Origin of the sequence: Staphylococcus sp. HMSC061G12 (assembly GCF_001838465.1) — a bacterium.
Classification (GTDB): Bacteria; Bacillota; Bacilli; order Staphylococcales; family Staphylococcaceae; genus Staphylococcus; species Staphylococcus simulans.
Window position 1 is genome coordinate 1 of sequence record NZ_KV837103.1, and the last position, 12,039, is coordinate 12,039.

Annotated in this window: 14 protein-coding genes; 8 read left to right on the plus strand and 6 right to left on the minus strand. The window is 36.4% G+C overall.

Features of this window, described 5'->3' with window-relative positions; all coding sequences use genetic code 11:
• Positions 1-37: 37 nt before the first annotated feature.
• Positions 38-1,219, minus strand: coding sequence for a M20 family metallopeptidase (locus tag HMPREF2937_RS08095; protein WP_002481338.1), 1,182 nt, complete (start codon positions 1,217-1,219; stop codon positions 38-40).
• 215 nt (positions 1,220-1,434) lie between these two features.
• On the opposite strand from HMPREF2937_RS08095, the gene HMPREF2937_RS08100 reads away from it, so the two are divergent.
• On the plus strand, positions 1,435-2,622 hold the full coding sequence (locus tag HMPREF2937_RS08100; RefSeq protein ID WP_023016308.1) for a glycine C-acetyltransferase: 1,188 nt from the start codon (positions 1,435-1,437) through the stop codon (positions 2,620-2,622).
• A 109-nt stretch (positions 2,623-2,731) separates the two neighbouring features.
• On the opposite strand, the gene HMPREF2937_RS08105 is transcribed toward HMPREF2937_RS08100, so the two are convergent.
• From HMPREF2937_RS08105 to HMPREF2937_RS08120, 4 genes are all read right to left on the minus strand, one after another.
• Positions 2,732-2,923, minus strand: a complete 192-nt coding sequence (locus tag HMPREF2937_RS08105) for a hypothetical protein (RefSeq protein ID WP_002481340.1) — start codon at positions 2,921-2,923, stop codon at positions 2,732-2,734.
• A 78-nt stretch (positions 2,924-3,001) separates the two neighbouring features.
• The gene (locus HMPREF2937_RS08110; protein ID WP_002481341.1) at positions 3,002-3,193 is read right to left on the minus strand and encodes a hypothetical protein; all 192 of its coding nucleotides are present in this window, start codon (positions 3,191-3,193) and stop codon (positions 3,002-3,004) included.
• A gap of 1 nt (position 3,194) precedes the next feature.
• Positions 3,195-4,214: a choloylglycine hydrolase family protein gene (locus tag HMPREF2937_RS08115; RefSeq protein WP_070848487.1), complete on the minus strand. Its 1,020-nt coding sequence runs from the start codon at positions 4,212-4,214 to the stop codon at positions 3,195-3,197.
• 108 nt (positions 4,215-4,322) lie between these two features.
• Positions 4,323-5,324, minus strand: coding sequence for a choloylglycine hydrolase family protein (locus tag HMPREF2937_RS08120; protein WP_023016310.1), 1,002 nt, complete (start codon positions 5,322-5,324; stop codon positions 4,323-4,325).
• Between the two features lie 120 nt (positions 5,325-5,444).
• Here HMPREF2937_RS08120 and HMPREF2937_RS08125 point away from each other — a divergent pair, with 120 nt between their 5' ends.
• The 3 genes from HMPREF2937_RS08125 (at position 5,445) to HMPREF2937_RS08135 (ending at position 8,722) form a co-directional block, all read left to right on the plus strand.
• Positions 5,445-5,909, plus strand: a complete 465-nt coding sequence (locus tag HMPREF2937_RS08125) for a GNAT family N-acetyltransferase (RefSeq protein ID WP_070864366.1) — start codon at positions 5,445-5,447, stop codon at positions 5,907-5,909.
• A 203-nt stretch (positions 5,910-6,112) separates the two neighbouring features.
• Positions 6,113-7,075 carry an L-threonine 3-dehydrogenase gene (locus tag HMPREF2937_RS08130; protein WP_002481345.1) on the plus strand — a complete coding sequence of 321 codons (963 nt, stop codon included), beginning with the start codon at positions 6,113-6,115 and terminating at the stop codon, positions 7,073-7,075.
• Between the two features lie 567 nt (positions 7,076-7,642).
• The gene (locus HMPREF2937_RS08135; protein ID WP_002481346.1) at positions 7,643-8,722 is read left to right on the plus strand and encodes a branched-chain amino acid aminotransferase; all 1,080 of its coding nucleotides are present in this window, start codon (positions 7,643-7,645) and stop codon (positions 8,720-8,722) included.
• 111 nt (positions 8,723-8,833) lie between these two features.
• On the opposite strand, the gene HMPREF2937_RS08140 is transcribed toward HMPREF2937_RS08135, so the two are convergent.
• Entirely contained in the window at positions 8,834-9,265 is a 432-nt protein-coding gene (locus HMPREF2937_RS08140) for a GNAT family N-acetyltransferase (RefSeq protein WP_070864367.1), read from the minus strand.
• 153 nt (positions 9,266-9,418) lie between these two features.
• Between HMPREF2937_RS08140 and HMPREF2937_RS08145 the strand changes: the two genes are divergently transcribed.
• The 4 genes from HMPREF2937_RS08145 to HMPREF2937_RS08160 all read left to right on the plus strand — a co-directional run bounded on the left by HMPREF2937_RS08145 (position 9,419) and on the right by HMPREF2937_RS08160 (position 11,921).
• Positions 9,419-9,814: a YbaN family protein gene (locus tag HMPREF2937_RS08145; RefSeq protein ID WP_002481348.1), complete on the plus strand. Its 396-nt coding sequence runs from the start codon at positions 9,419-9,421 to the stop codon at positions 9,812-9,814.
• Between the two features lie 124 nt (positions 9,815-9,938).
• Entirely contained in the window at positions 9,939-10,652 is a 714-nt protein-coding gene (locus tag HMPREF2937_RS08150) for an HAD family hydrolase (RefSeq protein ID WP_031262637.1), read from the plus strand.
• Positions 10,653-10,684: 32 nt separating this feature from the next.
• Positions 10,685-11,095 (plus strand): hypothetical protein, encoded by a 411-nt coding sequence (locus HMPREF2937_RS08155; protein WP_070864368.1) that lies wholly within the window; start codon positions 10,685-10,687, stop codon positions 11,093-11,095.
• A gap of 19 nt (positions 11,096-11,114) precedes the next feature.
• Positions 11,115-11,921, plus strand: coding sequence for an HAD-IIB family hydrolase (locus tag HMPREF2937_RS08160; protein WP_070864369.1), 807 nt, complete (start codon positions 11,115-11,117; stop codon positions 11,919-11,921).
• The last annotated feature ends 118 nt before the right edge of the window (positions 11,922-12,039 follow it).

The window sequence follows — 12,039 nt, forward strand, 5'->3', positions numbered from 1 at the left end:
TGGTCAATTAATGATTACTCTCCTACTCGATTTTGATTTAAAGACGTTCAGAAGATAAAACATTTTCTAATTCTAATATTTTTAAGAACTCGGCAGCTGCGTATTTCAATGCAGCTTCATCAATATCAAAGTAAGGATTATGGTGAGGGTAGTCTGTACCTTTTTGCGCATTACCACATCCTGTTAGAAAGAAAGCGCCAGGTCTCACACGTTGATAAGCTGAGAAATCTTCGCCAACCATCATCATATCTGCTTCAGTAAAGCGTAAATTCATATCATGAGCGGCTTGCTTAACTGTTTCATAAGCTTGTTCATTATTATGCACAGGGACATAGCCACGTTCATAATCCATTGTGTATTCAATATCATTCGCAAGCGCAAGCCCTTGTAGAAGCTTATCAAGTTTATTCATGATATGTGTTTGGAGCTCAGAATCAAATGTGCGCACTGTACCGCGACACATCGCAGAGTCGGGTATCACACTATCTGATGAACCGGCTTGAATCATTCCGAAAGTAACCACAGCTTGTTTAATCGGATCGACCGTACGTGAAACGATTTTTTGTGCGCTTAGAATAAATTCAGCTAATATCACAATCGGGTCAATCGTTTCATGCGGTTTAGCACCGTGACCGCCTTGACCTTGAATGGTAACGGTAAATTCATCAGGTGAAGCCATCATGGCGCCTGGACGTGAATAAATGATGCCTGTGGGATAACCACTCCATAGGTGGTTGCCGTAAACACTGTCTACACCTTCTAAAGCACCATCATCAATCATTTGTTGGGCACCGCCAGGAACAATTTCTTCACCATATTGAAAGATTAATACGACGTTGCCTTTTAAATGTGCTAAATGTTCATTAATAATTTGAGCAACGCCTAAGAGAATCGCAGTATGGCCATCGTGACCGCACGCATGCATACATCCTTCATTTTTAGAACGATAAGGTTTGTCGTTCAGTTCAGTAATCGGAAGGGCATCGAAGTCAGCACGTAAGGCGACTGTCGGGCCTTCGCCTTGGCCTTTAAATGTTGCGACAATACCGTTTTTTCCTACAGGTCTACGAATCGTACAGTCTAATTGTTCGAGCTGATTAACGATATAGTCGTGGGTGTTATGTTCTTCAAACGATAACTCAGGATATTGATGAAGATGTCTTCTGAGTTGAATCATAGTTTTTTCTTTATCGTGCGCAAGTTGATACCAATTCAACATGGTATTCACCTCTTCTGTAATTAATATAGATGTCCTTATTATAGCACGCGTTCCACAGAATAAACTTAAAACGTTCATGTTAAAATAACGCGTCATTTCGACCTTTTAATATACAAAATTTTGTTTTTTCAAAATAACTAATCAGTGTTAACTTTTCTATTATAATAAAATACGTTATGATATATGTAATCTAACACAAGGGGGATAATCAACCAATGGTTCAATCATTACATGGTTTTTTAGACGAAAACATTCAATATTTAAAGGATAATGGATTATACAACGAGATTGATATTGTCGAAGGGGCAAATGGACCGGAAATTACAATCAACGGCGAAAAGTATATCAATCTTTCTTCAAACAACTACTTAGGTTTAGCAACAGACGAAGACTTGAAAAAAGTTGCGAAAGAAGCAATCGATCATTATGGTGTCGGTGCAGGTGCAGTACGTACAATCAACGGTACACTAGATGTTCATGAAACTTTAGAAAACACATTAGCTGAATTTAAAGGAACAGAAGCAGCGATTGCATATCAATCTGGTTTTAATTGTAATATGGCAGCGATTTCTGCGGTTATGAATAAAAATGATGCGATTCTTTCAGATGAGTTAAACCATGCCTCTATTATCGATGGTTGCCGCTTATCTAAAGCTAAAATTATTCGCGTAAATCATTCAGATATGGACGACTTACGTCAAAAAGCGAAAGAAGCTGTAGAATCAGGTCAATACAATAAAGTGATGTATATCACTGATGGTGTGTTCAGTATGGATGGTGACGTAGCGAAGTTACCTGAAATCGTTGAGATTGCGGAAGAGTTTGACTTAATTACTTATGTCGATGATGCGCACGGATCAGGTGTTATGGGTAAAGGTGCTGGCACAGTAAAACACTTCGGTTTACAAGATAAAATCGATTTCCAAATCGGTACATTATCTAAAGCAATTGGTGTGGTCGGCGGTTATGTCGCTGGGACACAAGAGTTAATCGACTGGTTGAAAGTACAATCACGTCCATTCTTATTCTCAACATCTTTAACACCAGAATCTTCAGCAGCGATTACTGCCGCTGTACGTAAACTTATGGATTCTACAGAACTGCATGACAAACTTTGGGAAAATGCGAATTATCTTAAAGACGGCTTAAAAGAACTAGGTTATGATATTGGTGAATCAGAAACACCAATCACACCTGTAATTATTGGTGATGAAAAACAAACACAAGAATTCAGTAAACGTCTAAAAGACGAAGGAGTTTATGTGAAATCTATCGTCTTCCCAACAGTACCACGTGGTACAGGACGTGTACGTAATATGCCTACAGCTGCACATACTAAAGAAATGTTAGATGAAGCACTTGAGGCGTATAAAAAAGTAGGTAAAGAACTTGGCGTAATCTAAGTAGCTTTATATAAACAATGAAGCGGAACTGTTCAGTTATTTGAACGGTTCCGCTTTTATTTTAGAAATTAGTCTATTAGATACTTAGCTGAGTCATTTCTTTTATTGTTTAAGTGATATATCTATGATCAAGATAAAACTTCTCTAATGGTTCGTTATCTTTGATGCATTGTTCAATGCGTTCTAATGATTCTTCAAGTGTCATTTGTCTCAAAAACATTCTGCCTGGTGGTTCTCCAAATTTTTTCTCATAAGCTTTTTCAGCAGCTTCATAGGCATCAATCAATTTGTCATCATACATAGTTTTTCATTCCTTTGTGGTTGATTCAGAGGTGTCGTATATATTCATTTTATCCGTTGAGTGAATACACGAACGTACTTAACTCAAGTAGTGATTATCTAAATAAAACTTTTCCAATGGTTCGTTATCTTTCACACAGTCTTTCATAAGTTCCAAAGCATCTTCAGCAGGCATACCCCGTAAAAGCATTCTACTAGGAGCTTCTTTAAACTTTTTAGTATAAGCACATACAGCAGCTTGATACTCTTTTTTAAATTGTTCATCATACATATTAATCTACTCCTTCATCATGGTGTGAATCGTGTTGTGACAGGGTGATATCTTTTAAATTTAATTGTGGCTTAATTTCATATGTTTTCTCTTCTTTTGAATCTAGTAAGACGTCTGTCAGTTGAATCGTATAAATATCTGAGCTGTTATAGTCTTTATAATAATACGTTAAGTGTTCGCAATCGAGTATACATTGATATTGCGTATAATGAGGCTGCCCTTCGTGGAGTACGATGCCTCTCGGAATACTGACAGTGTCTAATAATTTGAATAGGTTATTTAAGCGCATCGTGTCGTCTTCAGCATCTTCAATCATTTGACGGAAATAAGCAGTTTTAACGAAACGTGCTGGCGAGGTATAACCTCCAGGCAATATTTCAGTATTTGTTTCGACATGAATTGGATCTACTTGTTTATCACCAAGTGTGATGGATGCTGATGAATCAGTATTAAAAGCTATGTACTGTTGTAAATTCTGGTAGTGCCATTCTAAGTCAGGGTGATTAGTCAGAACTTGTACCGGATTATCTTTCAAAATCAGTTTACCACCATTTGGTACAAGAACAATACTTTGACCTGTTTGATCAGTGACGATGAAATGAAAGGCAGGTGTTTTACCAAGTACAGGGTTTTGTTCATCAATCAACCTCACATTACCAATCGTTTCTTTTAAATGTGAGATGGATGCGTTCGTACCTAAAAGCCACATAATGAATGATTCTGGACCTAAATTAATATGATGTGAAGCGGGTGCAGGCTTATATGTCGCAAAGCCATTGTTGTTTAAAATTGCGATAGAAAGACCTTTTTCATTGATGCCATCTGCGAACATTACATCGTCTATTTTCATCGCACTGCCTACAAAACCATAGTCAAAAGTGAAGGTTTGTCCATAAGTTGTTTCCCACTGATAGTTTCTTGGGATAACTTTAGGAAAAGCTTTCAGTTCAAACGCAAAGTCCATGGTCCGTGCTAAGTAAGTTGTGTCGTATTGTGAAGTAAAGGTAAAGCTCGTACACATATGTATCAGCCCCTTAATACCATTAAAAGTTATAATCTAATTGATAATACCATATGGATATAGAAAAAACGGAGCAGCTTCTCTATGTGCTTCTCCGTTTAGTTCTATTTACTGATGGTCTGAAGCTTCTTCAGTTAAATCAACCAGATTTAATTTAGGTTTTACTGTATAAGTAATCGCATCACTTGCGTTTAAAATCTCATCAGTCAGTTTGATTTGGTATACATCTGAACCGTTATAGTCTTTAAAGTAATAAGTGAGATGGTGTGTATCGACGATAGCTTGGTATTGTGTGTAATAAATCGTACCTTCGTCTAAAACGACACCTCTTGGAATACTGACAGTATCGAGTAATTTAAATAAGTTGTTGAGTCGTTTATTCTCATCTTCCGCATCTTCGATAAATTGACGGAAATAAGCCATTTTAACGAAACGAGATGGGGAAGTATAACCGCCCGGCAGAACTTCAGTACCAGATTCAACGCCAAAAGGTTTTACACTCTCAATGCCTAAGAGTGACGGTGAGGGCGCTTCGATATTGAAGTGTGTATACTGTCTGACATTTTGATAATGCCATTCTAAGTTAGGGTTATTCGTTAATACACGAATGGGATTCTCTTTAATAATCAGTTGACCGTCTGAAGGAATCACAACGATACTTTGACCAGATTGATCTGTAATCATAAAGTGTAGTGGTGGAACGCTGTCTAATGCGGGATTTACTTGTTTAAGTAAACGAACATTATCTGCTTGTTCTTTAAAGTCTCTGATAGATTCATTCATGCCTAAAAACCACATAATGAATTCTTCAGGTTCTAGATTGATATTGTCATTAGAAGTAGAAGTCGCATAAGAAGCTTCTCCTTGATAATATAACACAGCAATGGATAATCCTTTTTCGTTTATGCCATCTCCAAATACCACACCATTGACTGTCATTGCAGTTCCTACAAAGCCGTAATTTAATTTAAAGTCACGACCATTGTTGCTTGTCCATTCATAATTTCTAGGAATAGCTTTCGGGAAAGAATTCAAACTAAATGAAAAATCCATGGTGCGTGCTAAATAGTTCGCATCATATTGAGATGTAAATGCAAAACTCGTACACATAAATGTGCCTCCTTAAAAACAGTAATCAGTACAAAAAAACGTTACAATAATCATAACATGACGCAAGTCAAGACTTCGAATAAAGTAATGCCAATATGGTGTTGAGAGTGAGGGATACTGTTGGAAATTAAAATATGTGAGGATGCAGCTTTATTAGCACGTTTAAATCAAACTGTCCATGACATCCATCATCAAGCCTACCCAGATATTTTTAAGCCTTACCATTATTTGGATACGCTAGATCTATTTCAAAAGCTCATGCATCAACCTGAGCATTATTTATTAGTCATTGAAACGGTTAAAGGAATAGCGGCTGGGTACTTGTGGGCGCAATTGGTAACGTTATATGAAACGCCATTTCGTTATGGGCAGAAGACGTTGTATATTCATCAAATCAGTATTGAACCAGAATTTCAGCATAAAGGTTATGGGCATGCACTCATGCAGTATATAGAAGAGGTAGCAGAAAAAGAGCGGTGTGACACAGTAGAATTGGATTATTGGGGGAAAAATAACGCAGCTGTTGATTTCTATGAGAAAGAAGGTTATGAATTTCTTCAAAAGCATTGCCGTAAAAATATTTGATGGTTTATCTAAATGATGTGTCTTTGAAATAAATAGAAAAGTATAATTTTGCTCTTTTCAAATGTAAGCGCTTTACTTATTTTTGTACGTATGGTATATACATTAATAAGCATTTATAAAAATATAGTGTTAAATAACAAGAGAATGTACACCTCAGAAATACTACAGTTTTTTAGCGCACTTTTCAAAGGGGAGAGAGAAATATGAAAAGAATTATGATTACTGGCGCACTAGGGCAAATCGGGACTGAACTTGTATTAAAATGTCGTGAGATTTATGGAACAGATAATGTTTTAGCAACGGATATTAGAGAACCAGAAGCGGATTCTCTAATCAAAGACGGACCGTTTGCGATATTAGATGTAACAGATGCAGCACGCATGAATGAGGTTGTAGAGGAATTTCAACCAGATGCTTTAATGCATATGGCCGCATTATTGTCTGCGACAGCTGAGAAAGATCCAATGCTGGCATGGAATATTAATATGGGTGGTTTAGTCAATGCGTTAGAAGCGGCACGCCATCATAATGTACAGTTCTTTACACCAAGTTCTATCGGGGCATTCGGGCCAACAACACCTAAACGTGATACACCTGCGTTAACGATTCAACGACCAACATCTATGTACGGTGTAAACAAAGTATCAGGTGAGTTATTATGCGAGTATTACCATACTAAGTTTGGTGTAGATACACGAAGCGTACGTTTCCCTGGGTTAATTTCATTTGTGAAAGAACCAGGCGGCGGTACAACAGATTACGCTTGTGAGATTTATTTTGAGGCGGTACGTAAAGGTGAGTATACAAGCTTTATCGGTAAAGATACTTACATGGATATGATGTTTATGGATGATGCGATCGATGCAATTATTAAATTGATGGAAGCACCAGAAGAAAATATTGAAAATCGTTGTGCCTTTAACTTAAGCGGTATGAGTTTCGAGCCAGAAGAAATTGCCGCATCTATTCGTAAACAAATTCCAGAATTCAAAATGCACTATGAAGTAGATCCAGTCAGACAAGGTATTGCAGATAGCTGGCCAGATGCGATTGATACAAGTTGTGCAAGAAATGAATGGGGCTTCTCACCTAAATATGATTTAGACAAGATGACAGAAGCTATGTTGCAAGGGGTTAGAGAGAAAGAAGCAGCAACACAAAAATAATATAAGCATATGAATTAAATCAACAGGGCTGAATGTTTTCTAGGACCTATAGAAAATGTTCGTCCTGTTAATTATTATGTATGACGGCAGTAGACTAATGTTAAGTGGGTGACGATTAGATGACAACATCATCAAGAGATAGAAGCGTTATGGTTAAAAATTTTGCGAGAACAAAACCTAGAACATAAAATTATCATCGCTAATGGCAGCTTTGGCCATAATGAACCAAAGTGTATCTTGCCATATGGAGTCAGTGCGACATTAGATGCTGATAAAGGAAGTGGATGTTCTTAATGAATAGATCGTCTATGCAAAGTGAAAATGAGATTGCTCACAGTTGCATTCAGAAATAGACTGTACAATAATGGAAGTGTAAGGAATATAGCAACTTTTAATTTGTATCAATGGGGAAATGTTAAAGAGAGATATAAATAACTGTGTTCAATAGAGGATTTGATTAGGGGCATATTTTTTAAATTTTCTAAAAACTCATTGAATACACAGGCTTAGATTGCTATAATTTTAGTATTATCTTATTTATAAGCACAATTTTAGGAGGCAGAAATCATGTCAGAAAATGTTAAATTCGAGAAACGTGAAGAGCTTAAACAAAAACCAGATCCAAGTAACTTAGGGTTCGGTCAACACTTCACTGATTACATGTTAAGTTATGACTACGATGAAGATAAAGGTGGTTGGCATGATTTGAAGATTACTCCTTATGCACCGATCGAACTTGATCCCGCTGCACAAGGACTTCATTATGGCCAAGCAGTCTTTGAAGGATTAAAAGCATACAAACATAATGGAGAGGTTGATTTATTTAGACCTGACCAAAACTTCAAACGTATTAATCAATCATTAGCACGCTTAGAAATGCCGCAAATTGATGAAGAGTTATTATTAGAAGGATTAAAAGAACTTGTGAATGTTGAACGTGACTGGGTACCTGAAGGGGAAGGTCAATCATTATACATTCGTCCATTCGTCTTTGCGACTGAAGCAGGTTTAGGTGTACATCCAGCATCTCACTACAAATTATTAATTATCTTATCTCCTTCTGGTTCATACTATGGCGGAGACGCATTAAAACCAACACGTATTTATGTAGAAGATAAATACGTTCGTGCCGTACGTGGTGGTGTTGGATTTGCGAAAGTAGCTGGTAACTACGCAGCAAGCTTATTAGCACAATCTAACGCAAACAAAGAAGGTTATGACCAAGTATTATGGTTAGACGGTGTAGAACAAAAATACATCGAAGAAGTCGGAAGCATGAACATCTTCTTCGTTGAAAACGGCACACTTGTTACACCTGAATTAAACGGTAGTATCTTACCAGGTATTACACGTAAAACAGTAATCGAATTAGCTAAAGAACTTGGCTATAAAGTAGAAGAACGTCGTGTATCTGTAGATGAATTATTCGAAGCGTATGATAAAGGTGAATTAGATGAAGTCTTCGGTACAGGTACAGCTGCAGTTATTTCACCTGTAGGCGTCTTAAAATACGAAGACCGCGAAATCGTTATCAATAATAACGAAACAGGTAAAATCACTCAACACTTATATGACCAATATACTGGTATCCAAAGTGGTAAATTAGAAGACAAACACGGCTGGAGAGTGGTCGTTCCTAAAAAATAATTCGAAAAAGAATTATAAATAGTGATAAAAATAACAGGTCAGAAGCACAGATAACAGTGTGTTTCTGACCTGTTTTGTCATTAATATAATTAAAGGTTTTTGCCGAGTGCTTTATAATTTCATATGTAAAATAGGATAATTTCTACCTTGAGCGTCTGTTTGAGAGGTTTTATAAACTTCAAAGCCATTTTTAAGATAGAATTCTATTGCGCGTTCATTATCCTTGTTAACATCCACATAATGTACTTTTCCTTGCTGGATTAAATATTGCAGGATTTCTGAACCGTAACCTTGATTAAAGTGTTTTGGGTCTATAAAAAGCATTTCTAAGTTGTGATCGTGTGTTCCAGAAAAGCCAATTGCTTCTTGTCCAACAAACCACAAATAAGCTTCAACTTGTTGGAAGTAAGTAGAAATCTCTTGTTTTAAAGTGATTCTATCTTCTTCTTTTAAAAAGTCATGTGTCGCGATGACAGAGCTTTCCCAAATATCTAATGCTTTTGGAAAGTTGGCTTCTTGAAGCTTCATTTTATGTAATCTCATATAGGTTTCTCCTTAAGATTTTGACATACAAACTATCCTACAGAAAGTGCTAACTAAACTCAAGGTAGATAAAAGTAATAAGCAAACATATTATTGTTTACTAGTCTGTATTCTATTGTATAATTGAAAATGATTATCGGTAGAGGTGCTTTTATGAGATATATTTTAATTACGATAGGTTTAATTTCAGCTATCGTTGGTTTTATAGGAATCGTTGTACCTTTGTTGCCAACTACACCTTTTTTACTTTTAGCAGCTGTTTGTTTTTCAAGAAGTTCTGAAAGATTTAATCGTTGGTTAGTGAGTACAAAGGTTTACGGTGAATATGTGGAAAGCTTCAAAAGAGATAGAGGCTTTACTTTAAAGAAGAAGTTCAAAATTTTATTGAGTTTATATATTGTTATCGCATTTTCGCTTTATATGCTAGATAACTTCTATATCAGAATTGGTTTATTGATTATGGTGACCTTCCAAACGATTGTATTGTTTACGTTGGTCAAGACGTTACCAGAACCATCAAAGGACCGTCAAAACTGTGAGAAAGATTAATCGTTGATGCATTTTGTGCTTACATCCAATACAAAGGGTGTAAGCCTTTTTTAATTTCCTTCTTAATTCATAAATTGATAAAATGAAATAAAAGTATAAAGAAAGAAGCGTGAAACTGATGACAATTAAATGGATCTTATTTGATAAAGATGGCACACTCATTGATTTTGATATGAGTTGGATGAAGATTGGTATTCAAATGGTGGATCAGTTTGTGGAACGTTTTATTTCAGAAGAAGATCAAGCACATGCTTACCAGACTTTAGGTGTGAATAAAGAAAAGAATCAAATAGAACCTGGTACACCGATGGCCTGTGGTTCGCTAGATGAAATTATTCAGAATTTCAATGCGTTAGCTGGAGAAGATGTGGGCGAGTGGACACGCAAGACGAGTCAATATCTCATTGACCATAGAGTTCCTGAAATTAAATGGATTGATGGGATGGTGGAAGCGTTAGAAACATTAAAGGCAGATGGATATCATATTGGAATTATTACGAGTGATACGAAGAAAGGCACAGATCAATTTATTGAATCTACAGATACAGAAGCGTTCTTTGATTTAGTCATCTCTACTGAATCTAATGCGGCTGAAAAGCCAGACCCAGCTGTATTAAAGCCGCTCTTTGCACAAGAGAAGGGGCTTAAAGCGGAAGAAATCGCAATTGTAGGCGATACACCTAATGATATACAAACCGCTGTTAACGCTGGCTTAGGACTGTCTGTAGCTGTATTGACAGGCGTAGGTCAAGCGCATGAATTTAAACATGCGGATTATGTCGTAGAGAAAGCGCCAGAAATTGTTTCTATTTTAAAGGGTGAAGATACAGAATCCTAAATTATCGTCACACATTAAATGAGGTGAAAATCATGAAAGAACAACATACAGTATTAGATGGACGTTATGCAGAATATCAAGGAGAAGTGTTTCGCGTCTTAAATGACTTTGGCAAGACTTTGCATTTGGTCACAGAAGATGCCGGAGCGCAGTCTTTAGGTTTTGAAGCGAAAACAACAAAATATTCGAGCCATACATTGTTTTATAAAGACGTCAAACGTCAAGAAGTCGATGCATTATATGATTTGAAACATGAAGCACGTTATGGCGGTACGCTCTTTGATTTGTTTTTTGATGCGAAAGGTCAAGGTTATATTGGCACAAGTGAAGCGGATAAGGCCGAAGCCTTTGGTTTAAAAGAAACAGATGAAGGTTATTATAGTAAAGCTATCAATGATGACGATTATGAACCTGTGATTTACCGCGAAGAGTTAGAATTATAACCAAGGTTGGAGGGATGATATGGTGCGTCAATTAATTTTATTTGATTTTGACGAAACGTATTATAAGCATCAAACCACGAAAGAAGATATTCCTGAACTACGTGAACTTGAATCGACACTGAAACAAGCTGAAGAAAAGCACCAAGTGATTACTGCAGTGTTATCAGGCAGTATCTTTGAAAGTATTATGGAGAAAATGGAACATGCGGAAATGGAATATAAACCGTACTTTATCTTTTCTGACTTATGTTCCAAATTATTTGAACTAGATGATAAAGGCGAATATCAACGTTCTAAAGATTATGAAGAAGCTGTTTCAGAAACAACGTTCACTAAAGAAAAAGTTGATGAAATTATCGACAGCTTCGAGTCAGAACACCAAGTTGAACTTCATCCCCAAAGAGAATTCAGAGATGAAGAAACATTGTATGAATATTACTATTATGCACAAGGCGATGAAGAAAAAGACGAGCAGAATTTAAAAGATTTACAAGATAAAGCAGCGGCTTATGACTATGCGGTACATTATAATAAAACGAATCCTAAAGCAGGTGACCCTGAAGATGCGTATGATGTACACTTTACACCTAAAAACGCTGGCAAGTTATTCGCTGTGCGCTACCTGTTAGATATGTATGATCTTGATTCAGAAGGTGTACTAGGTTTCGGTGACAGTGGTAATGATGAGATTTATTTAAGTCATATCGGTCATCCGTTTGTGATGCATAATAGCACAGATGATGATATGAAAGATAAATTCCCAGTTACACGTTATGATTACTATAAAGGTTTGAATGATGAAATAAAACGTTTCTTTGATAAATAACTTCATACAAGTTTATTCAGAGTAAAAGAAAATCATGTATCTCACTCAGTTAAGAGCAGAGATACATGATTTTTTGTTTGCTTATTATTTTGGCTCTTTGTCAAATTCGGTTGATATA

Bases quoted from the DNA above. Each gene is read 5' to 3' on its own strand.
- HMPREF2937_RS08095 (WP_002481338.1), bottom strand. From the start codon at position 1,219: ATGTTGAATTGGTATCAACTTGCGCACGATAAAGAAAAAACTATGATT.
- HMPREF2937_RS08100 (WP_023016308.1), top strand. From the start codon at position 1,435: ATGGTTCAATCATTACATGGTTTTTTAGACGAAAACATTCAATATTTA.
- HMPREF2937_RS08105 (WP_002481340.1), bottom strand. From the start codon at position 2,923: ATGTATGATGACAAATTGATTGATGCCTATGAAGCTGCTGAAAAAGCT.
- HMPREF2937_RS08110 (WP_002481341.1), bottom strand. From the start codon at position 3,193: ATGTATGATGAACAATTTAAAAAAGAGTATCAAGCTGCTGTATGTGCT.
- HMPREF2937_RS08115 (WP_070848487.1), bottom strand. From the start codon at position 4,214: ATGTGTACGAGCTTTACCTTTACTTCACAATACGACACAACTTACTTA.
- HMPREF2937_RS08120 (WP_023016310.1), bottom strand. From the start codon at position 5,324: ATGTGTACGAGTTTTGCATTTACATCTCAATATGATGCGAACTATTTA.
- HMPREF2937_RS08130 (WP_002481345.1), top strand. From the start codon at position 6,113: ATGAAAAGAATTATGATTACTGGCGCACTAGGGCAAATCGGGACTGAA.
- HMPREF2937_RS08135 (WP_002481346.1), top strand. From the start codon at position 7,643: ATGTCAGAAAATGTTAAATTCGAGAAACGTGAAGAGCTTAAACAAAAA.
- HMPREF2937_RS08140 (WP_070864367.1), bottom strand. From the start codon at position 9,265: ATGAGATTACATAAAATGAAGCTTCAAGAAGCCAACTTTCCAAAAGCA.
- HMPREF2937_RS08145 (WP_002481348.1), top strand. From the start codon at position 9,419: ATGAGATATATTTTAATTACGATAGGTTTAATTTCAGCTATCGTTGGT.
- HMPREF2937_RS08155 (WP_070864368.1), top strand. From the start codon at position 10,685: ATGAAAGAACAACATACAGTATTAGATGGACGTTATGCAGAATATCAA.
- HMPREF2937_RS08160 (WP_070864369.1), top strand. From the start codon at position 11,115: ATGGTGCGTCAATTAATTTTATTTGATTTTGACGAAACGTATTATAAG.